The 19,027-nt window shown below is 63.9% G+C and carries 20 protein-coding genes; 5 read left to right on the top strand and 15 right to left on the bottom strand.

Annotation, left to right across the window (positions count from 1 at the left end; all coding sequences use genetic code 11):
- The first annotated feature begins 87 nt into the window (after positions 1 to 87).
- From LT988_RS00690 to LT988_RS00680, 3 genes are all read left to right on the top strand, one after another.
- Complete coding sequence (locus LT988_RS00690; protein WP_232408365.1) at positions 88 to 297, top strand: hypothetical protein; 210 nt, start codon at positions 88 to 90, stop codon at positions 295 to 297.
- Between the two features lie 322 nt (positions 298 to 619).
- The gene (locus LT988_RS00685) at positions 620 to 1,420 is read left to right on the top strand and encodes a DUF2092 domain-containing protein (RefSeq protein ID WP_232408364.1); all 801 of its coding nucleotides are present in this window, start codon (positions 620 to 622) and stop codon (positions 1,418 to 1,420) included.
- Entirely contained in the window at positions 1,420 to 1,740 is a 321-nt protein-coding gene (locus LT988_RS00680) for a DUF6515 family protein (RefSeq protein WP_232408363.1), read from the top strand. Before LT988_RS00685 ends, LT988_RS00680 begins: the two co-directional genes overlap by 1 nt.
- A gap of 219 nt (positions 1,741 to 1,959) precedes the next feature.
- On the opposite strand, the gene LT988_RS00675 is transcribed toward LT988_RS00680, so the two are convergent.
- Genes LT988_RS00675 through LT988_RS00640 form a run of 9 tightly spaced genes read right to left on the bottom strand, consistent with a single transcriptional unit; the run spans position 1,960 to position 9,720 of the window.
- Positions 1,960 to 4,416, bottom strand: a complete 2,457-nt coding sequence (locus LT988_RS00675; protein WP_232408362.1) for a proton-conducting transporter transmembrane domain-containing protein — start codon at positions 4,414 to 4,416, stop codon at positions 1,960 to 1,962.
- Positions 4,413 to 5,912: a proton-conducting transporter transmembrane domain-containing protein gene (locus tag LT988_RS00670; protein WP_232408361.1), complete on the bottom strand. Its 1,500-nt coding sequence runs from the start codon at positions 5,910 to 5,912 to the stop codon at positions 4,413 to 4,415. Before LT988_RS00670 ends, LT988_RS00675 begins: the two co-directional genes overlap by 4 nt.
- Entirely contained in the window at positions 5,909 to 7,348 is a 1,440-nt protein-coding gene (locus tag LT988_RS00665) for a complex I subunit 5 family protein (RefSeq protein WP_232408360.1), read from the bottom strand. The genes LT988_RS00670 and LT988_RS00665 overlap by 4 nt, the downstream gene beginning before the upstream one ends.
- Positions 7,345 to 7,644, bottom strand: coding sequence for an NADH-quinone oxidoreductase subunit K (locus LT988_RS00660; protein ID WP_232408359.1), 300 nt, complete (start codon positions 7,642 to 7,644; stop codon positions 7,345 to 7,347). The genes LT988_RS00665 and LT988_RS00660 overlap by 4 nt, the downstream gene beginning before the upstream one ends.
- Positions 7,641 to 8,324, bottom strand: coding sequence for an MnhB domain-containing protein (locus tag LT988_RS00655; protein ID WP_408648031.1), 684 nt, complete (start codon positions 8,322 to 8,324; stop codon positions 7,641 to 7,643). Before LT988_RS00655 ends, LT988_RS00660 begins: the two co-directional genes overlap by 4 nt.
- Entirely contained in the window at positions 8,321 to 8,608 is a 288-nt protein-coding gene (locus LT988_RS25455) for a Na(+)/H(+) antiporter subunit B (protein WP_408648030.1), read from the bottom strand. The genes LT988_RS00655 and LT988_RS25455 overlap by 4 nt, the downstream gene beginning before the upstream one ends.
- Positions 8,605 to 8,901: a cation:proton antiporter gene (locus LT988_RS00650; RefSeq protein WP_232408358.1), complete on the bottom strand. Its 297-nt coding sequence runs from the start codon at positions 8,899 to 8,901 to the stop codon at positions 8,605 to 8,607. Before LT988_RS00650 ends, LT988_RS25455 begins: the two co-directional genes overlap by 4 nt.
- 4 nt (positions 8,902 to 8,905) lie before the next feature.
- The gene (locus LT988_RS00645) at positions 8,906 to 9,169 is read right to left on the bottom strand and encodes a monovalent cation/H+ antiporter complex subunit F (protein ID WP_232408357.1); all 264 of its coding nucleotides are present in this window, start codon (positions 9,167 to 9,169) and stop codon (positions 8,906 to 8,908) included.
- Complete coding sequence (locus LT988_RS00640) at positions 9,166 to 9,720, bottom strand: Na+/H+ antiporter subunit E (protein ID WP_232408356.1); 555 nt, start codon at positions 9,718 to 9,720, stop codon at positions 9,166 to 9,168. The genes LT988_RS00645 and LT988_RS00640 overlap by 4 nt, the downstream gene beginning before the upstream one ends.
- 363 nt (positions 9,721 to 10,083) lie before the next feature.
- Between LT988_RS00640 and LT988_RS00635 the strand changes: the two genes are divergently transcribed.
- The gene (locus LT988_RS00635) at positions 10,084 to 10,824 is read left to right on the top strand and encodes a DUF502 domain-containing protein (protein ID WP_232408355.1); all 741 of its coding nucleotides are present in this window, start codon (positions 10,084 to 10,086) and stop codon (positions 10,822 to 10,824) included.
- Positions 10,825 to 10,852: 28 nt separating this feature from the next.
- Positions 10,853 to 11,983 (top strand): DUF2333 family protein, encoded by a 1,131-nt coding sequence (locus LT988_RS00630; protein WP_232408354.1) that lies wholly within the window; start codon positions 10,853 to 10,855, stop codon positions 11,981 to 11,983.
- Positions 11,984 to 12,171: 188 nt separating this feature from the next.
- Here the strand turns inward: LT988_RS00630 and LT988_RS00625 are convergent, their stop codons facing one another.
- From LT988_RS00625 to LT988_RS00600, 6 genes are all read right to left on the bottom strand, one after another.
- A complete protein-coding gene (locus LT988_RS00625; RefSeq protein WP_232408353.1) occupies positions 12,172 to 13,464 on the bottom strand; it encodes an FCSD flavin-binding domain-containing protein in 1,293 nt (430 codons plus the stop codon).
- A 22-nt stretch (positions 13,465 to 13,486) separates the two neighbouring features.
- Complete coding sequence (locus LT988_RS00620) at positions 13,487 to 14,104, bottom strand: c-type cytochrome (RefSeq protein ID WP_232408352.1); 618 nt, start codon at positions 14,102 to 14,104, stop codon at positions 13,487 to 13,489.
- A 132-nt stretch (positions 14,105 to 14,236) separates the two neighbouring features.
- On the bottom strand, positions 14,237 to 15,232 hold the full coding sequence (locus LT988_RS00615) for an ankyrin repeat domain-containing protein (protein WP_232408351.1): 996 nt from the start codon (positions 15,230 to 15,232) through the stop codon (positions 14,237 to 14,239).
- 31 nt (positions 15,233 to 15,263) lie between these two features.
- Positions 15,264 to 15,857 (bottom strand): NapC/NirT family cytochrome c, encoded by a 594-nt coding sequence (locus tag LT988_RS00610; protein WP_232408350.1) that lies wholly within the window; start codon positions 15,855 to 15,857, stop codon positions 15,264 to 15,266.
- Between the two features lie 215 nt (positions 15,858 to 16,072).
- Positions 16,073 to 17,143: a quinolinate synthase NadA gene (gene nadA, locus LT988_RS00605; protein ID WP_232408349.1), complete on the bottom strand. Its 1,071-nt coding sequence runs from the start codon at positions 17,141 to 17,143 to the stop codon at positions 16,073 to 16,075.
- A 25-nt stretch (positions 17,144 to 17,168) separates the two neighbouring features.
- Positions 17,169 to 18,695 carry a dynamin family protein gene (locus tag LT988_RS00600; RefSeq protein ID WP_232408348.1) on the bottom strand — a complete coding sequence of 509 codons (1,527 nt, stop codon included), beginning with the start codon at positions 18,693 to 18,695 and terminating at the stop codon, positions 17,169 to 17,171.
- Between the last annotated feature and the right edge of the window lie 332 nt (positions 18,696 to 19,027).

The following is a 19,027-nucleotide window of genomic DNA, read 5'->3' as shown; positions in this document are numbered from 1 at the left end:
CCCGGCTCTGGAAGTTGATGTCGTCGAGCAGCACCCGGACCCGCACCCCGCGATCCGCTCCCCGGACCAGACGCTCGGGGGGGGGGCGTGCCCGGTCGCGTCCGGCTCCCGGATGTAGGCCTGCCGATCCAGTGTCTTTTCGGCCAGATCTGTGATGGCGATCCGCGCCTTGAAGGCTTCCCGCCCGGGGACTTGGACGGCATGCTGGAGCGCAACATGATCCGCGTCGCCGTCCCCTATGGCCTTGTTACCCCCTTTCTTCCACGGGGCTCGACGGAGCGGATCAGCGGGGCCTGATCTACGATCAGGTGGTCGAATTCGAGAATCCACTCAGGGTCTGCCCTGGTGCGCCGGCCACCCCCTCACCCTGGTGATCCTCCCCACCCTCCAATCGGGCGCGCTCGCTGCCCAGGGTGGTGGAAGGGACCGCCGACATTGCCGATTGGCGCGTGACGAGCCGAGAGCAAGAGAATACCCTTGCGTCCGCGCGATCGGGGCTTTTGAAAGGCAAGCCAGGTTCGGTCGGTCCGGAAGATTCGATCGCCGGCGCGAGCCTGTTCCGGTCCATCCGCGGTTCCACATTTCGCTTCCGGAATCATCAACACAAGAGGACAACCCATTGATCCAGCGATGTTTACGACAACCCACCGTTCGAGGGCTTGCCCAGGCGACGGGGATCGTTCTGAGCCTCGGGCTCGCGGGCGGTGCCGCGGCGGCCGAGCAGCGCGTCGATCCCGAAGCGGATCGAGTCCTGCGCGCCATGTCGAGCTATCTGGGCGGTCTGGCCACCTTCAGCGTGCAGGCGGACGTGGATGACGAGATCATCGATCTGGCCGGCCAGAAGCTGCAGCTGAGCAGCTCGGCAAGCCTCTTAGTCGAGCGGCCCGATCACTTCCATGCCCATCGGCAGGGACCCCTGGCCGATATGGAGGTCGTCTTCGACGGCCAGACCCTGACGCTGCAGGGCAAGCGCCTCCAGATCTATGCGCAGATCGAAGCCCCCGGGACCATCGACCAGGCTGTGACCGAGCTGCGCGTCGCGACGGGTTTCGACGCCCCGGCGGGCGATCTCTTCTATGCCGACCCCTATCCGGGTTTGATGACCGACGTGACAGCGGGCGCCTATCTCGGCACCGCCTATGTGGACGGGACCGAGGCGCATCATCTCGCCTTTCGGGCCGCCAAGGTCGATTGGCAGATCTGGGTCCGTACCGGCGACCAACCGCTGCCGCTGAAATACATCATCACCAGCAAATGGGTCACCGGCGCTCCGCAATACACTGTTCGGTTCCACGACTGGGATACGGCGCCGACGATCGCGGCCGATCGCTTCACGTTTGTCGCCCCCGCGGGTGCCCGTCAACTGGAAACGCTCTCGGTCGACGACCTGGGCGCGCTCATGATCGAGGAGGCTCCGTGATGAAGAGACGCCGTCCAATCAACTCCATTGCGATGGGGATCGGACTCATCGCCGCCGCGCTCATCGTCGATGGCTGGCTGCCGATCGGCATCGCGATCAAGGATGCGCACGCGGTCGTGGGTCGTCCCATGACGCCCGCGAGCGTTGCCGGCGTCGCTCGGCGCACCACGCGCCGGACGATTCGCCGCTCGGCGGTCTATGTGTCCACGCTGCCGGCGGCCTGCCGCACGGTCGTGATCGACGGCACCTCGCTCTATCGCTGCGGCGGGACTTACTATCAGTCTTACGGCGGACGATATGCCGTGGTGTACGTCGATTGATCGGCTACTCTTCGATCCGATCCGTCTGCAGCTCCGGAGCGATCGCCCCGGCGGCGGTGTGCTGTGCATGCCGCCGCTGAGCTTCGCACAGCAGACCGGACTCTTCGGTCTCAGTGACCGTTACAGGAACAACTTGGCGATTCCGGTTCGTTCTCCCCCTCTCCCCAACCCCCGCGATGAGAGAGGATCTGCGATGGACCCCTTGGTTTCGAACGGTTGCTAATCGGACTCTCGCAGCCTATCGAGCAGATCGAAGGTAATGGCGCCGGTGGGTGCAACACCCTGATCGGTCTGGAAGCGTCTGATCGCGTCGCGGGTACGGGGACCGATGAGGCCATCGGCTGCGCCGGGGTCGAAGCCGAGCACGTCAAGGCGGGTCTGGATCAGGAGAACCAGAGCGTTCGAGAGGGGCGGGGCATCGACACGTCGGGGCGCGCCGTCCACGGAGACACATCGGGCCAAGACAACCTCGCGACCGCTCGCGGCGTCACGGAAGATGTAGGGCTCTTCGGGATCGCACGGGCGTTCGGCGGACTCGGGTTCCGGCGAAGGCGACCCCGCCGTGACGAGGTCTACAGCCTCTGAGTCGACCGATTCACTCGGCGCATCGGCCGAGATGGCCTCCGGCTCGCCGGTCGGGGCGAACGTGCCCGGCCGTGTGGTTGGCCCGGCGCTGGGCTGTGTGCTCGGGTCCGGATCCGTGACGCGGGGCAGCGGAGCGGGTTCGATCGGCGCAGCATCGGGCGATACCGGGGAGGGCGCCGGCGGCGCCAAGAAGGGCCTCGCCTCGTCGCGATCGACTCGGGGAAAGGTCGGTCTCTGCGTCGGCACGAGCAGCGAGAAGACGATCAACAGCGTCATGATGCCTAGCCAGAGTCCGCCCGCCAGAGGCCAAGCGGTCAGACGGCGATCCAGATCGGAGGGTGGACGCCGGGCGAGCTCGCTCACCCGTTCATGCAGTCGCGCAGTCACGGGCGCAGAGGCATTGCGAAAACCGCGGATCGACCAGCGCAGGGTCCACTGCGCGCTCATCAGGAGCGGGCGAACCAGCACGAGTAGATCGCCGGGTTTGACGCTGTCGACCAGGGTCGCGAGCGCCGCCGGCCGCCGCACGGCGAGAAGGGTGACGGGAAGCGCCAGCAGGCCTGCCAATGCGATGAGCCGGACATCGGTCAGCCAGGACCCCGGTGATCCGAGAAACAAAGGATAGAGGATTACCAAGCCGATCAGCGGGACCCAACCCAGGAGCGCCCAAGTGACGCGCGGTATCGGGGGCGGGGTCGAACCGCGCCCGCGATGATCCGAACCCTCACCGGACGCATCGAGCCGAAGGCCGAAGCCAAACCATTGCGCCACTTGGTTTAGATCAAAAAATCCATTTGAGGTGCGTTCAGCTCGAGGTTCGTCGTTTCCGTCGGGACGTTGATCCGGGAGCCCATCGAGACCCGCTCCATGAACGCGCTTCAAACCCCACATCATCCAGACGAACCGCACCATCATCCAGGCGGTGAGGGCGGTGGTCAGCGCGACCGCGACCTGCAGCCACGCCCAATCGGAATCGACGAAGATCGGCTTGATCCCGTATTTGGCTACCGCGCCGCTGGTGAGCGGCACGGCGGCCATCGACAAGGCGAGTAGCACGAGTCCTCCGAAAACCAGCCCTTGCGCGCCGGCGGACTTGCGAAGACCAACGCCGAGGAAGAGGCCGCCTTTCGTCAGCGCATGATGACCGGCGTAGAGCGCCATGCCGATGGCCGCGACTGGCGCCATCGCGGGCTCGATGAGCATGAGTCCCAAGGTGATCGCCATGAGCCCCATCTTGCCGACGCTCGAGTAGGCAAGCAGGACCTTTGGGTTGGACTGAACGATACCGATCGGGGCGGAATACAAGGCCGTCGCCAGTCCGGCAAAGACGAACAGCACCCCCCAGCCCGGTAATGCGATCTCGCCGACCGGCAGGAATCTCAGCCAGCCGAGTAGGGCGACCTTGATCATCGCGCCGCTGAGCACTGCGCTGGCCGGGATGGGCGCGGCGGGATGGGCGAGCGGAAGCCAGACGTGCAGCGGGACTAGGCCGGCCTTGACCGCGAGACCGACCACCAGGAGTGCGATTGCGAGATCGTCGAGCTCGACCAGATCCTCCGGTGTCGGCACGATCGATCCGGTGGTGGAGGCGATCATGACCAATGCCGCGAATAGGGCAAGCTCCGCTCCGAGGGTCAAGACGAGATAGACCTTGCCGGCCTTCAGGGCGCTGCGGTCGCCCTCGTGGATCACCAGGCCGTAGGAGGAGAGCCCCATGAGCGCGAAACCGACATAGAAGCTGACCAGGTCTTGCCCGACGATCAACCAGAGGTTGCCGGCCATCGCAAGCAGGAAGAAGGTGTTGAAGCGTTCGACGTGTGCCGTGCCGCGCATGCTCGCAACGGCGTGGATTCCGGCCGCGGTCCAGAGGATCGAGGTGAAGATCAGAAAGATCCGGCCGATCTCGTCGAGACCGAGCTGCGCGCCGAGCAGGAGCCAGGGCAGTTCGAGCGACTCCCCGATCGGCACCAGGAGCGCAGCGGCGAGCGCCGGCAGGGCGGCCACTGCAGGGGTCCACCAGGACAGCCGGTGCATGGAGAAGGCCGCCGCAAGAAGCGGAATCGCGGCGACGAGCGGTAGGAGCCAGGTCATCGCCCGTACTCCCGCTCGGCGATTAGGCTCGCCCACTCGAGCGGCGAGAAGGGCGCAGCCGCGAAGAGGCCGGCGCTCAGCGCAAGCACCGCGGTGATCACCGGGGGCCACAGCAAGGCGCCCGCGATCTCCAATCGCCCGGCATGGCGGTGCTCCTGCGGCCACTGCTTCGGGGCCGGCCTGAACCAGGCTCGGTGCAGGATGGGCAGGAAATAGGCCGCGTTCAGCAGGCTGCTGACGATCAGGACCCCGATGACCCAGTTTGAGCCGGCGTCGGCGGCACCGAGCCCGAGATACCACTTGCTCACGAAGCCGGCGACCGGCGGGACCCCGATCATGCCGAGCGCACCGACCGTGAAGGCGAGACTGGTCCAGGGCATCCGCCGCCCGACGCCGTCCATCTCGCTGACCTTGTGAACGCCCAGTGCCTCGGCATAGTTCCCTGCGCAGAAGAAGAGCGTAATCTTCATGAGACCTTGGTGGACCAGGTGGACCATGCCGCCGATGGTCGCGATGGGCCCGAAGATCGAGGCCCCGAGTGCGATATAGGACACCTGACTGACGGTCGAATAGGCAAGGCGTTTCTTGAGGCTGTCCTGGGTCAGGGCCATCATCGATCCGTAAATGATGGTGACGGAGGCCAGAATGCCGAGCGCTAGGAGCAGGCCGTTGGCATAGGCGAACTCCACGCCGTAGACATCGTAGACCACACGCACGATCCCGAATGCGCCGGCCTTGACGACCGCGACCGCGTGCAGTAAGGCGCTCACGGGAGCGGGAGCGACCATCGCCTGCGGCAACCAACCATGCAGCGGTACCAAAGCCGCCTTCACTCCGAGACCGGCCAACAGCACGAAGAAGATCAGGATCAGCTCCATACGGATCTCTTCGGGCGACACCCCCAGGATACCGCCCTGCGTGAATTCCACCGGGCCGACGAGCGCCTGCAGCCAGATCGCGCCGACCAGGAGCAAAGCGCCGCCTCCCATCGTATAGGCGAGATAGACCTTGGCCCCGTGCGCGGCATCGGGTGTGCCGCGGTGCGCGACTAAGGGATAGGTCGCCAAGGTCAGGATCTCGTAGAAGATCACGAAGGTCAGGAGGTTCCCGGACAGGGCAATGCCGACCGTCGCCGAGACACAGACGCTGAAGAAGCCGAAGAATCGGCTGCGATTTGGTGAATGCTCCAGATAGCCGATCGCATAGATGGTCGTTACCAACCACAGGAGCGTGGACAAGGCGACGAAGAGCACCGACAAGGCGTCGGCGCTGAGCACCAGGTCAAGGCCGGGGGAGAGCGTCCAGCGGGTCTCGTAGCGCTGTCCGTCGTAGACGCCGCCGATCATCCAGATCACCAGGCCCAATTTCACCAACGCGCCGGTCATGTTCAGAGCCGTGCGCAAGCGATGACTTTCCTCGCTTAAGAGGAAGATCAACATGCCCGGGATCATCGAGCTGAGGAGGATTGCGGCCGGCAGCCAGGCGTCGAAGCTCATCCGAATGCTCCCTGCTCGAGCAAGGCCCACAGTGGCTGTGCGGCGATCCCGAGGCCGAAGGTTGCGATCAGCCCGAGCAGGAGTGCCGGCAACTCGGTGCGCGCGTCGTTGACGAAACGATAGGGCGTGGGCTCGCGATTGAAGGCCCGGCTGAGGACCCGAAAGATATAGGCGGCCGCGAGCAAGGTGCCGATCATCATCACGACCAGCCACCACCAGAGCCCCAGGATCATCGCCTGCTCGAGCATCATCCACTTCGCGAGAAAGGTCCCGCTCGGCGGCAGACCGATGAGTGCGACACCGGCCAGGCCGATCGCAAAGGTGGCCGCGGGCAGCGCCTGCGCGGCGCCGCCGAGCTCGTCGATCCGATCGTGGCCGGCGGTCTTCTGTACCATCCCGGCGGCGAGGAAGAAACCGGCCTTGGCAAAGCCGTGGGTCAGGGCAAGCAAGACGACGGCGGCAAGGAGATTGTCCCGCGCCAAGCCGGGCGGGGTCGCGGCCAGGAGGGGAAAGGCGATGAATAAATAGCCCATCTGGGCGACGGTCGAGTAGGCCGCGAGGAGCTTCAGGCGCTCGGCACGCAGCGCCCTCCAAGACCCCCATACGACAGCGGCGGCGCCGAGGATGCCGAGGAGATTCGCAGCGGCCTCGTTGAGCACCGGCGCGAAGACGTCGAGCCAGAGGCGCAAGACCAGATAGAAGGCGGCCTTGACCACCAGGGCCGACAAGGCGGCGCTGACCGGCGCCGGGGCGTTGGCATGGGCGGGCGGGAGCCAAAAATGCATCGGGAAGAGGGCGGCCTTCAGGATCAGTCCGCTGATCATCAGGGTCATGGCGGTCCAGGCAACCGGTCCGGGCTCGATGGCCTCGGCGACCAGGCCGATATCCAGAACCCCGTAGGCGGTGTAAACGAGGGCGACGCCGAGCAGATAGCTCATGGAACCGAGTAGACCGACCAATAGGTAACGCAGATTCGCGGCGACCGCCTCGCGCGTTCCGGTGAGCGCGCCTAAGGCCGCCGCGGAGAGGCCGAGAAGCTCCAGCGTCACGTAGAGGTTGAACAGATCGGCCGCGAGGAAGAGTCCGTTCAATGCGCTCCACAGCAGCAGCCAGAGGGGCCAGAAGTGACGCGCGCTCTCGCGCTTGAAGTAGCCCCCGGCATAGACACTGATGGCGAGCGCCACCGTGTTGGCCATCGACAGGAAGGCCGCCGAGAGTCCGTCGGCCTCCAGGGCGATGCCCAGCGGTGCTCCCCAGCCGCCGAGATCGGCCCTGAGGACGCCCTCGGTCCAAACCGCCGCCGTGACGGTCAGAGCGCTCGCGGCCGTGAGCACGGCGGCCAGGAGACCCAGAGCGCGCGCATGTGCGGGCCAGACGGTGACCGCAAAAGCGCCCAGCAGCGGCAGGGTGACCGAGAGGGGGAGGGCGTCGATCATCCTGGATCAGCGTCTTGATCCAGCCGCTTGCCGAACGCCAAGGCGAGCGCCGTGGCGCTCACGGCAACCACGATCCCGGTCAGTACCAGGGCGTGCGGGACCGGATCCGGCGGGGTTTCGATCCCGCGATAGGCAATGGCGACCAGGATGTGGAAGACACCGGCCCCCATTACGTTGATCGCAATCAGCTTGCGCAGCAAGGGCGCATGCACGAGAAACGACCAGAGACCGAGGAGTATCAGCAGGATCCCGGAGCCGCCGTAGAGGAGCTGGGCGAAAAGGACCTGGTTGGTCACGCCGTCTCTCCGGTTTTGGGGTGTGCGGCGGGGATGCCGCCCAAGTAAGCCGCCGCGAGGGTTGCACCGATGGCCAGGGTGGCGGCCGTCTCGATCATCAGAATGAGCCATTTCGCGAGGCCCGCAGGGTAGGTCAGAAAGCCGTCGCCAACGACCATGAGCAGCAGACCCGTCGTCGCGAAGACAAAGACGCCGAGCGCGACGAGGAGCCGAAGCCGGCCCTCGGACGGAAGTCCGGCGTTCGGATGTCCGGCAAGCGCAAGCATGACGCCGGCCGCACCTAGGAGCGCGCCGGCCTGAAAAGCGCCACCCGGCGCATAGGCGCCGACCCACAGCATGTATCCGGCAGAGAGGATCAACAGCGGGACAAACCCGGCGACCATGCCCTCGAGGACGCTCGCCGCCGGCTGAAAGCCGGCATCGGCTGACCCGAGGGACCAGATGCCGAGCAACGCGGTCAAGAGCACCGCGAGCTCGAGTAGGGTGTCGTAGGCTCGGAAGTTCAGCAGGACGGAGGTCACCGGGTTGGATACGCCGCTGTCGGGGACGTGCGCCAGTGCGACTGCTGCGAGCCGCTCCCCCGCCTCGCCCGTTACCGCCAGAAAGAATGACCAGCCGAGCAAGGCGCCGACGGCGATCAGCCCGAGCGGGATGAGGATGTGCTCTACCGGCCGGATCACGGCGCCTCGTCCCCTTCGCGGCCGTCGTCCGGAGAGGCCTGACGACCCGAGGCCCGCCGGGCCGCGGCGAGCATCAAGGCTCCGCTGAGGCCGGCCCCGATCGCGGCCTCCGCGAGCGCTAGATCGGGCGCGCGAAGTCGTGCCCAGACCAGCGCGAGCAGTAGCCCGAACGCGATAAATAGGATGACGGCTCGCCGCGGCTCGCGGCTCGTCAGGGTGACGACGGCAAGGCCGAGCAAGGTCAAGGTCAAGAGCAGATCGAAGACGGTGAGAAGGGCGTTCATAGAACGTCCTCGCCGTCGCCGCGCAGGGCGCGCTTGGCGATGAGGTGCGCGCCCGTTGCACCCGCGATCACCACGAGCAGCCAAACCAAGACGAGCTTGACGCCGTAGAAGAGGTCGGGCGCCAGCGGCATTAGACCGAGCACGACGAGCCCGAGGCCGACATTGTCGGCCTTGGTCAGGGCGTGGAGCCGACTGAAGCGGTCGGGCAGTCGAATCAGTCCGACCGTGCCGGCAACGAAAAAGAAGGCGCCGACCATCAGCGAGGCGCCTGAGACGAGTTGGATCGGATCCATCGAATCAGTCTCCGTTGTCCGCGCGACGCCGCCGGGTGAAGGCCGTCACGGCGACGGCGGCGAGCAGCGAAAAGATCAGCGCGACATCGATCAGTGCCGGGACCGCGAGAACCGGGGCGAGGAGCAGGATCACGCCGATTCCGGATGTGCCCATCAACTGCGCAGCCATCATGCGGTCCGACGGGGTCGGACCTACGGCGACGCGGATCAAACCGGCCGCAATACCGGCCATCAACACGAGAGCGACGATGAGGAGGAGTGCGCTCACGTGCGCGCCTCGGGAGGCGCCGGAGATCTGTGCGCCTTCGCTGTGTCCGGACTTGGTTCGAGCGATTCGCCGAACACCGCGGCGATACGTCGCTCGAGTGCAATCAAGTCGCCCTCGACGTCCGTACGGACGTCGAGGGCGTGCACCGTCAGCCGATCTCCGAGTAGATCCGCGCTCAGGGTTCCGGGCAAGAGGCTGATGCTGTCGATGAAGATCAAACGTGCCTCCGGGCTCTTCAGGCGGACCGAATACTCCTGATTTCCGGGCTGAACACGCAGCCTCGGGACCAGGACACGCGCGGCCACGTCGAGTCCGCCGCGGAGTGACTCCCGCAAGAAATAGGGAACGAACCCCGCCAAGCGAATCAGTGACAGCTTCCGGTCCCGCGGCTCGGACAGTCTCAAGCTTGCCAGCGTCGCCGCGACGACGAAAGGCCCACCGATCGTCCATGAGGCGGGATCCGGCCCGACCAGGACCACCCAGACGAACGCGAAGCCGACCGTCCTGACCAGGAACGCCCGAGGGTGTGCGAAGACGGTTCGAAGATGCATGGTTCCAAGGGTCGAGTCGTTGTATTCCGTTGCTGATGCCTGGCCCGAGACCGGCGAGCACATCGCGATAATTTTCCACCGGAATCGTGCAGGTTGGAAGCCTGTTTTTCGCGGCGGAAGGTATGATATTAGGGGTGATTGGATGACTCCAATGGGGATCGGTTGGAAACTCGTTAGGCCTAAGGATAAGGCGATGTGAAGCGATCCGAAAGACGAATTGTTAACCGGGAAAACCACACTATCTAAACCGTGTTTGAGAGCGGCTTAGAACGACGCCCGCGCGGCGGTTCGCGCAATCGGATCTCCAAGGGGTCCCGGCGGTCGAATTGGCCGCAACCCCTCGGCAACGGCCTCAGGAGACCGATGACACATATCCGGAGAAATCTACTCACCGGGGTGGTGACCGTGATCCCCCTCATGGTGACCTCCTTTGTCTTCATTTTTTTTCTGGACCTACTCTCGGGGATCGGGCGACCTAAGGTCATCATCCTCGCCAACGCCGTGCGGCCGCTATCGCCGGAGTTTGCTCGTTGGATCTCGGAGGTTCCTTGGCTGTCCTCGGCGCTCGCAATCTCGCTCACGCTGCTGATGTTGTATCTGCTCGGTTGGGCCGTCACACATCTCATCGGGCGCAGGATCCTGTCGGGGCTGGAGGGATGGCTCAGGCGCATCCCCTTCGTGACGACAATCTACGGAGCAACGAAGAGGCTCGTCGAGGCATTTCGAAGCGACGGGATCGAGACGCCGCGGAGGGTCGTGTTGATCGAATTCCCCCACAGCGAGATGAAGGCAGTGGGCTTTCACACGCACACCATGATCGATCGGGAAAGCGGTATCGAATTGGCGGCAGTCTATGTTCCGACCGCGCCGAACCCAACCGGCGGATACCTTGAGATCGTCCCCGTCGATCGAATTATTCCGCAGGACTGGACGGTCGACGAGGCCATGACCTTTGTCGTCTCGGGCGGCACAACAGCACCCGAGACGATACGATTCACCCGTCCCGGTGCGAGCCGGGGCGGGCATCCGAGGACGGCGACGTCCGCCGCCGTCACGCCAGAGGGCCTCATGTGCCCTCTCGGCGCGCGGTCGGCAAACCGCTGAATTCATTGCAACCTAAAGGAGTGACAGTATGAACGAGAAACCGGCAACGGTTCCGCTGGGTCCAGACGAGCGCAGGGATCCCGCGCGGAATCCCGGCCATGATTCGAGTACAGCCGATCAGTCGAGTCCGACGGAGACGCGACCACACGCCCGGAAGCGTTCGCGATTCTCCGCATTACGGATCCTGGCGATCGGATTTGTTCTCTATGCCGTCGTGGTGCTTGCGCTTGGCGTCGTCTGGTCTCGTCAGCCTGCTAAATTCGACGTCGCAGCGCTCCAGAGCCAAGAGATCGAGACCTATGGAGGCAAGGCGCTGCCCGGGACGGCCGTCGTCGCCGCGGCGATCGGCGTGGGGGAGACACTCTTGGACAAGCCCGGTGGGTTTCTCTACAACGATCTCACCCCGCCGGGGCTGTATCTGGACAACATGCCGAAATGGGAATACGGGGCGCTCAAGGAACTTCGTGATTCCGTGCGTGCGCTTCGCAACGATTTCAGCCGCTCCCAGACCCAGTCCATCGAGAGCGAACATGCAAAGCAGGCCGACGTGAAGCTCGCGATCGATGCCTCGTCCTGGCTCCTCCCGTCGGCCGAAGAGGAGTATCGCCAAGCCGTCGATTCCTTGCGTCTGTTCATGCGCGATCTTGCCACCGGTCAAGACCGAAGCGTGCGCTTCTACGCCCGTGCCGACAATCTCGCGGCCTACCTCTCGATCGTCGAGAAGCGGCTCGGCAGCCTTGCGCTGCGCTTGAGTGCGAGCGTGGGCGATCACGAGCTGACCGCTGCCCTGGTGCAAAACGTCGATGGAACCAATGTTGAGCCCGAGGCGACGCAGGTTCGCTCCGGCGATTCGGCGACGCCTTGGCACCTGGTCGACAACACCTTTTACGAAGCGCGCGGCTATACCTGGGCCTTGTTGCACATGATGAAGGCCATCTCTATCGATTTCGCCGATATCCTCGCGTCCAAGAATGCGGATATGTCTATGCAGCAGATCATTCGCGATCTCGAGGGCGCGAGCAAACCGATGGTCAGCCCGATCGTGCTCAACGGGCACGGCTACGGCTTCGTGGCCAATCACTCCCTGGTGATGGCGTCCTATATCTCGCGCGCCAATGCGGCCGTGCTGGATCTTCGCATCCTCATGCAGCAGGGCTGAACCGCGTTCCTTACGAGAACAGGCGCTGTCGTCGCACCGGCTCGGCGTCGCGTGCTTTAAGGCATGTTGGAGTCGACGCGGTTCAGGAAACGACAAGCCAGAAAAAGGGGCCTTTCGGCCCCTTTTAACTCCATCACGGTGAGATCACCCCAACGTTGGAAGCGATCGGTCGTTTGTCTTGGACATCCTCAACCGAATGAGTCTTTCACGATGTTCTTGTACCAACTGTAGGCGTACTGCACCTCGCGCGCATGCGCCCAATCCGGGGCATCGATCGGTGTGACACCGCCGGAGCCCTCGACACTGTCGATCGTGCTGCCGTCTGCGGACATACGGTAGACACCGGCGACCGAGATACCGTAGTCCGTGCCGACGATCGAGTAGCAGGTGTTGACGTAGGACGGCGTCCCCGGCTCCTCGCCCTTGAGCATGGCGACCACCGCAGCAGCCGCGACCTTGGCCTGGCTGTTGGCCGCATAGCCGGACTTGGGCATCGCACCGGCGATACAGGCATCGCCGATCACATGAATGCCCTTTTGCAGTTTGGACTCGAAGGAGATGGCTTCCACCGGGCACCAGCCGCTGTCGTCGGCGAGACCCGCGGTCTGCGCGATCTCGCCGGCCCGCTGCGGCGGGATGATGTTGATGATGTCGGCTTTGATCTCGTCTCCGAAACCGGTCTCCACCATCATCTCGTCGACCTTCACCAGGCTAACGGCTGCGTCCGGACCTGGACGCCACTCGATCAGGGAGTCGTCGGTCCCGAAGCCGTAGAGCCGCTCCCACGCTTGGGTGAAGAGTGCCTGCTTGGAGAACGCCTGCTTGGAGTCGAGGATGATCACCTTCGACTTGGGCTTGTTGGCCTTGAAGTAGTGGGCGATCTGGCTGGCGCGCTCGTAAGGTCCGGGCGGGCAGCGGAAGGGGTTGGCCGGTGCGGAGATGACCACGACGCCACCGTCTGCCATGTCCTCGAGTTGTTTACGTAGGATCAGGGTTTGCTCGCCGGCCTTCCACGCATGCGGCGCCTTTTGGGCGGCCTCTTCACTGTAGCCTTCGACCTTGTCGAACAGGATCTGAATACCCGGCGCGACGATGCAACGGTCGTAACCGAACTCGGTGCCGCCCGAAGTCTTGACGGTCTTCTTCTCGGCGTCGATGCCGCTGGCCGTGTCATGGACGACGTTGATCCCGAGCGCTTTGAGACCGTCGTATCCGACCTTGAGCGAATCGAAGGCGCGATCGCCGCCGAGCACCTCGTTGCTCAGATAGCAGGTGATGTATTCCTTGTCGGGCTCGATGACGGTAACGTCGATACTCGAATCGGCCATCTTGATGTACCTGGCGGCAGTCGCTCCGCCCGTTCCACCGCCGACGATCACGACCTTCTGCGTCGCGCCCAATGCCAGGTGTGGCGCACCGACCAGTCCGACAGCTGTCGCGGCACCGGCAACCTTTACGAAATCACGTCTGTTGATCTTCATCTTGTTCTTTCCTCCGGTGGCGTTACTGCTGGCTCGCGTAAAAGGCAAACACGGCGGCGAGACCCGCGTCTCCGTCCTTCTCGAGAAGGTCATCCAGCTTGCTTCTCATCTTCTTGGGGATCTCGCGACGGTCCTCCCGGAAGTCCGACATGGTGAATTCGAGATAGGGCGTCCACTGGCCGGCGAGGAGGTAATAGTCCTCGGCGTCTTCGCCGGTTTCTTCGTCGCGAAGCGGGATACCGCCCTCGGCATGGCAGTTCTCGCAGTACTTGTCGTGCAGCTTCGCCCCCTGATCGACCAGCGCCGTGTCGTACTCCTGCTGGGCGGGCTTGAACTCCTGGGAGTTGAAGAATTCCGCCATCTTCTCGATCTCGTCCTCCGTGTAGCCCTTGGCGATCCGGCCCATGATCGTGGAGTAGATGTCCCCGCTCTTATAGCCCTCCATCATATCGACGAACACGATCTGGTTGATCCCTGCGATGATGGGCGATGCCGGACCGGCACTTTGACCGTGGGTGCCGTGACAGCCGGCACAGGTATTGGCAAGCATCGATGCGGTAGCGTCGGCATTCGCGCCCGACGATAGGCCGAGCGCGAACGCGCCGGCGATAAGGGCCAATCTTGGTGATATCGTGGCCATGCTTCCTCCGAGTGGTCTTGAAAGGTCGTTTCGTTCACATGCGGCAAACCTGCCGCGATGCAGAAGGGGCGTTCTCGTTGCACCCCTAAGTGCATTGGTGGTGCGCTCGACGTCGTCGCTCGGGCGCCGTACTCAGGAGTCCGGCCGCTGCACCAGCAGTGCGGTGGCCTCCTGATTTCCGCGTTGCTCCGCCAGGTCCGCCGCGGTGCGCCCGTCGCGGTTGGTCAAGGCGGGGTTGGCGCGATAGTTCAACAGAAGTCGAATCAATGCTGCGTGGTCCGTGACGACCGCTTCCATCAATGCGGACGTACCGTCTTCGTCCTGAAGATTCGGATTAGCCCCGCGCTCCAACAGGAGCTTTGCCGCATCCGGATGCCCCTGACTGACGGCCAGGATCAGCGGTGTCGCCCCGAGGCCGTCGCGTGCGTTGACATCGGCACCCGCATCGAGCAGAGCCTTCACGACATGCCAGTATCCCGCGTCCGCTGCGATCAACAATGCCGTCTCGCCCTCCTTGTCTTTGGATTCGAGCTCCGCGCCGGCGTCGATCAAGAGGTCGACGACCTGGACCTGTCCGTGCGCGGCGGCCAACATGAGGGCGGTCCGACCGTCACGGTCCGAGGCCTTGGGGTCGGCGCCTCGGAAGAGCAGCTGCTCTGCCATGTCCGTGATTCCGTAGCGCGAGGCGATCATCAAAGGATCCCATCCGCTGCGGGTGCGGTCGTGTACGTTGGCTCCGCGCTCGATCAGGATTGCGGTGATGCCGATATTGCCGTGCTCGGCGGCAAAGGTGAGCGGCGTGCAGCTCGCCACGGTGCGGGCATTCACGTTGGCCCCACGGCTCAGCAGCAGTGCGACCGTCTCGAGATCGCCGGATTCCACGGCGATCATCAGGGCCGTTTTACCGAACTCGTTTGCGGCATCCACCGGCACAGCCTGATCGAGCAGGTCCGAGACGGCCTCGATGTCGCCGATCATCGCGGCGAGCCGCAGCTCTTTGCCGAGATCCGGGCTCGGATCATCGCTCGTCGCGGCGGTAGCAAGAACCGGAGCGAGCAGCATCGCGACCGTGAGCAACAACAGTGCGATCCATCGCGGATGTCGCCTTGCACGGGGAGTCTGACTCATAACGGACCTCGACGCATTCGCTGTGCGGCGCTCAGGCGGCGTCCGGATCAACGGATGCGCTCTCCTGTGCCGTTGCCGATTCCTCGGGCGGTTCATCGGGTAACTCGTGTACGATTCCCTTGTGGCAGTCGATGCAGGTCTGACCGCGATCTTCCGCCGCCCCGTGCCTGCTGCGGGCGGAGCGACCCTGGGCCGATAGGTCCATGTTGGAGAATTCATGGCAGGACCTGCAGGTGCGCGAATCGTTCGCCTTCATGCGGTCCCAGACGCGATTCGCCATCGTCCATCGGTGCGCCTCGAACTTCTCCGGGGTGTCGATCGTCCCGATGATCTCGTGGTACACGTCTTTAGCGGCCATCAACTTCGCGTGGAGCTTCGGGAAGAATTCCCGAGGCACATGACAGTCCGCACAGGTCGCCTGAACCCCGGAGGCGTTCTTGAAATGGACGCTCTCGCGATATTCCGCATAGGGGACTTGCAGGCTGTGACAGGAGACGCAGAGCTCCATGCGGTTCGAATACGCTAGGCCGCCGGTCATTGCGCCGGCAAAACCGATCCCCGCGAGAAACACCAATGCCAGGACGACAAGTGATGTCCTGCGTTTGGATTTGCGGGCTTCGGACATAGACATCCTCTTGACGGCGACGGATGTGGGCATCGTAGGACGCCGCGGCTGTTATTGTTGTGGACGCCGGACGGGTGTTTATTGTTTGACGATTCGCAACTGATGGTAAGGCATCCTGACCCAGCTTGCCAACGTCGTCACGCATCGGGTAAATCACTTCCCGTGTCGAGTCTGCCGGACCGGCCCGGGGCCACGCAAAGCCGATCGATCGGGTCTCAGTCCGCGTCGCGTCGCGTGCCGAACCCGCGCTCGCGCGCGAACTCGAGCATCCGGCGAATCGGCACCAAAGCGCGCTCGCCGAGGTCAGGATCGATCAGGATCTCTTGGTCGCCCTTGAGTAGGGTCTGCTCTAAATTTTGTAATGCATTCATTGCCATCCACGGACAATGTGCACAGCTTTCGCAGGTTGCCCCTTCGCCGGCTGTCGGCGCCGGGATCAGTGTCTTTTCGGGCGCGAGCTGGTGCATCTTCCAGAAAATGCCGGCGTCGGTCGCGACGATGAACTCCCGGTTCGGCATCTCGACCACGGCCTTGATGAGCTGGGTGGTCGAGCCGACCACGTCGGCCTGATCGACGACCTCGTCCGGAGATTCGGGATGAACCAGCACGGCCGCCTCTGGGTGGAGCTTGCGGACACGCTCCAACGCGAACGATTTGAACTCTTCGTGCACCACGCACGCGCCATCCCAGAGCAGCATGTCCGCCCCGGTCATGCGCTGAACGTAGTGGCCCAGATGCTTGTCGGGCGCCCAGAGAATCTTGCGACCCTGCTCGGCGAGATAGGCGACCACGGGTAGGGCGATGCTGGAGGTGACGACCCAGTCCGATCTTGCCTTCACCTCGGCGCTGGTGTTGGCATAGACCACGACGGTGTGGTCGGGGTGGGCATCGCAGAAGGCACCGAAGGCGTCGGCCGGACAGCCTTCGTCGAGGGAGCAGGTGGCCCGAAGATCCGGCATGAGGATCCGCTTCTCGGGATTGAGGATCTTTGCCGTCTCGCCCATAAAGCGAACGCCGCAGACCATCAGCGTCTGCGCGCTGCTGGCGGCCCCGAACCGGGCCATCTCCAAGGAATCGGAAACGCATCCGCCGGTCTCTTCCGCGAGGGCCTGGAGATCGGCATCCGTATAGTAGTGGGCGACCAAGACTGCATCCTGCGCCTTGAGCAGTGCCTTGATCCGGTCCCTGAGCGCGTCCTTCTCCTGCGTGCTCAGCACTGGCCATTGCGGGTGCGGCGGGACCTCGATGGCGGGTCTCGATGCGTGCTCGGGTGTTCGGATGCTCATCGTATGACCTGTATTCGCGGTTGGATCAAGCCGCGGAGCGTTCCTTCTTTTCGTGGACGCCCGCCGGATCCTCGGGGAGGCGCACGGTGTGCGGCTTATGCGGCGATTCCTTCAAACCTTTGGGGTTGGTATAGCGCTCGTTGAGCGTCTGCACGAAGTTCTCGCAGTTCTGAAGAACCTCGTTGATCTGCGCGCGGGCCTTGCCGCTCCAGCCGATCGGGCGGCCGATGATGACCGGGCGATAAAAGCGGGTGTTCCATCGGAAAGCAGACATCAGATTTCCCGGTGGGTTCTTGCGTGCAACCTGTTTTCTCAGCCAGGGCTCGACACTCATCGCGGCAATCTTGCGGATCGCGAAATGGGTCCCGATCGCCAGCACGACCAGTACCCCGATGAGTGCATCGCGGCCCCAGGGGATCTGACTGGTGAGCACGTCCAACCAGGCGGGTTCGTAGGAGAGTCCGACCCAATGGCCTGCGCCGATGCTCCAATAGAGAAACAGGGCGCCGACGAGGGCGACGAGGGCCGAGTCGGCGAGCAGGGTGCGGGCCCGCCAGCGCCGCACGGCGCTTTGCAGCAAGGGTACGGCCTCGTGGCCGAAGGCATTGGCGGTCTCGCGCAAGGCCGCGATGATCCGATAGGCGCGCTCGATCTCGACGCGTTCCATGCGCAGGAAGATCTCGCCGAGATCTTCGTCGCGCTTTTTCTCGAAGCGCTTGCGTTTGTGCTCGTCCTGGATGGTGTTCGCGGCGTCCGGATTGTAGATGGTATAGAAGCGGCCTGCGGTCAGGCCGGCTTCGCCGATCGCGCGCAGCCAGGCTGCAACGACGTCTTCCGGGTTGTCCTCGTTGGCGGCGGTATCGAGCTGATTGAGGATGTAGAGAAACTTCCCGGAATCGGCGCGGTGAATGGTGTCCTTCACCAGGTGTTTGAGGGTGTCGCGCATCGCGCCCGGTTCCGGGTGACGCGCGTCGAAGAACACCAGCACCAGGTCGGACAGACCGATCATGTGGTCGCTGATGCGCAGGATCGCCGTGCGCTGGGCGTCGGCGTCGAAGCCGGGGGAGTCGATCAGGATCTTGCCGCGCAGACGTTCGCTGCAGCAGGTCTTGAGCTGAAGATAAGCGTCGATGCGTTTACCTTCGCCGCCGGCGACCTGCTCGATGTCATGCGACATCTGATAGAAGGGGAAGCGCGGATCCGAGTCGAGCGAGACACCCGGAAGCGAATGACTCACCTTTTCCGGACTGTAGACGATGACGGTGAAGCGGTCATCGACGGCCTGATTACCGGTGCGTTGCAGTTTCTGCCCGAGAAAGTAGTTGATGAAGGTCGATTTTCCTGCCGAGAAGGTGCCCAGGATCGAGATCAGCGGCCACCAGGGGATCTGGGTCGCGAACGACTGATTGGTGTCGAGCAGCCCCGTCCCGTAAGCAACGCGGTCGATCGCCCGGAAGCTCTGCACGGCACTGAGCAGGACTGGGTTCTCTTGCTCGAGATGAGATTCCAGCTCCTGCATGCGCTGTTGAACGGCCTCGGCGGTGGACGGCATAGGGTCGGCTCCTGGATCTGGGTCGTGATGCTTCGCTTCGGGACAAGTCGCTTCCGGGCGAGGGGACGAAGCAATCGGGTCACCGGGGTCGGAGATGCTCAATCCGATCGTCGGCCGGCCGCATCGATTGCTGCGGTCAGGTCGACACGGCCCCCGGCCGCAATGGCGCCCGATGTTACACTGAAGTTCAGCGGGATGGATAGCCGGCGACCTTGTAGGGTTAAGGGTTCAGGGTTAATCGAATCGCGCCGGGGTCTCGAGCGTCGGTCAATTGGGCCGTTTTCGGTCTTTATATGCGGTGTTGCCGTGGTCGTCGCGTCGAACCTGCTTTC

It is taken from the genome of Thiocapsa bogorovii (assembly GCF_021228795.1).
In the GTDB taxonomy this organism is placed as follows: domain Bacteria; phylum Pseudomonadota; class Gammaproteobacteria; order Chromatiales; family Chromatiaceae; genus Thiocapsa; species Thiocapsa bogorovii.
This window is presented reverse-complemented; position numbering and strand designations above follow the sequence as displayed.

Excerpts from the sequence above, each read along its gene's own strand:
- LT988_RS25455 (WP_408648030.1), bottom strand. The coding sequence starts at position 8,608 with ATGAACGCCCTTCTCACCGTCTTCGATCTGCTCTTGACCTTGACCTTG.
- LT988_RS00640 (WP_232408356.1), bottom strand. The coding sequence starts at position 9,720 with ATGCATCTTCGAACCGTCTTCGCACACCCTCGGGCGTTCCTGGTCAGG.
- LT988_RS00675 (WP_232408362.1), bottom strand. The coding sequence starts at position 4,416 with ATGACCTGGCTCCTACCGCTCGTCGCCGCGATTCCGCTTCTTGCGGCG.
- LT988_RS00680 (WP_232408363.1), top strand. The coding sequence starts at position 1,420 with ATGAAGAGACGCCGTCCAATCAACTCCATTGCGATGGGGATCGGACTC.
- nadA (WP_232408349.1), bottom strand. The coding sequence starts at position 17,143 with ATGAGCATCCGAACACCCGAGCACGCATCGAGACCCGCCATCGAGGTC.
- LT988_RS00615 (WP_232408351.1), bottom strand. The coding sequence starts at position 15,232 with ATGAGTCAGACTCCCCGTGCAAGGCGACATCCGCGATGGATCGCACTG.
- LT988_RS00670 (WP_232408361.1), bottom strand. The coding sequence starts at position 5,912 with ATGAGCTTCGACGCCTGGCTGCCGGCCGCAATCCTCCTCAGCTCGATG.
- LT988_RS00625 (WP_232408353.1), bottom strand. The coding sequence starts at position 13,464 with ATGAAGATCAACAGACGTGATTTCGTAAAGGTTGCCGGTGCCGCGACA.
- LT988_RS00600 (WP_232408348.1), bottom strand. The coding sequence starts at position 18,695 with ATGCCGTCCACCGCCGAGGCCGTTCAACAGCGCATGCAGGAGCTGGAA.
- LT988_RS00635 (WP_232408355.1), top strand. The coding sequence starts at position 10,084 with ATGACACATATCCGGAGAAATCTACTCACCGGGGTGGTGACCGTGATC.
- LT988_RS00650 (WP_232408358.1), bottom strand. The coding sequence starts at position 8,901 with ATGGATCCGATCCAACTCGTCTCAGGCGCCTCGCTGATGGTCGGCGCC.
- LT988_RS00630 (WP_232408354.1), top strand. The coding sequence starts at position 10,853 with ATGAACGAGAAACCGGCAACGGTTCCGCTGGGTCCAGACGAGCGCAGG.
- LT988_RS00620 (WP_232408352.1), bottom strand. The coding sequence starts at position 14,104 with ATGGCCACGATATCACCAAGATTGGCCCTTATCGCCGGCGCGTTCGCG.
- LT988_RS00610 (WP_232408350.1), bottom strand. The coding sequence starts at position 15,857 with ATGTCCGAAGCCCGCAAATCCAAACGCAGGACATCACTTGTCGTCCTG.
- LT988_RS00665 (WP_232408360.1), bottom strand. The coding sequence starts at position 7,348 with ATGATCGACGCCCTCCCCCTCTCGGTCACCCTGCCGCTGCTGGGCGCT.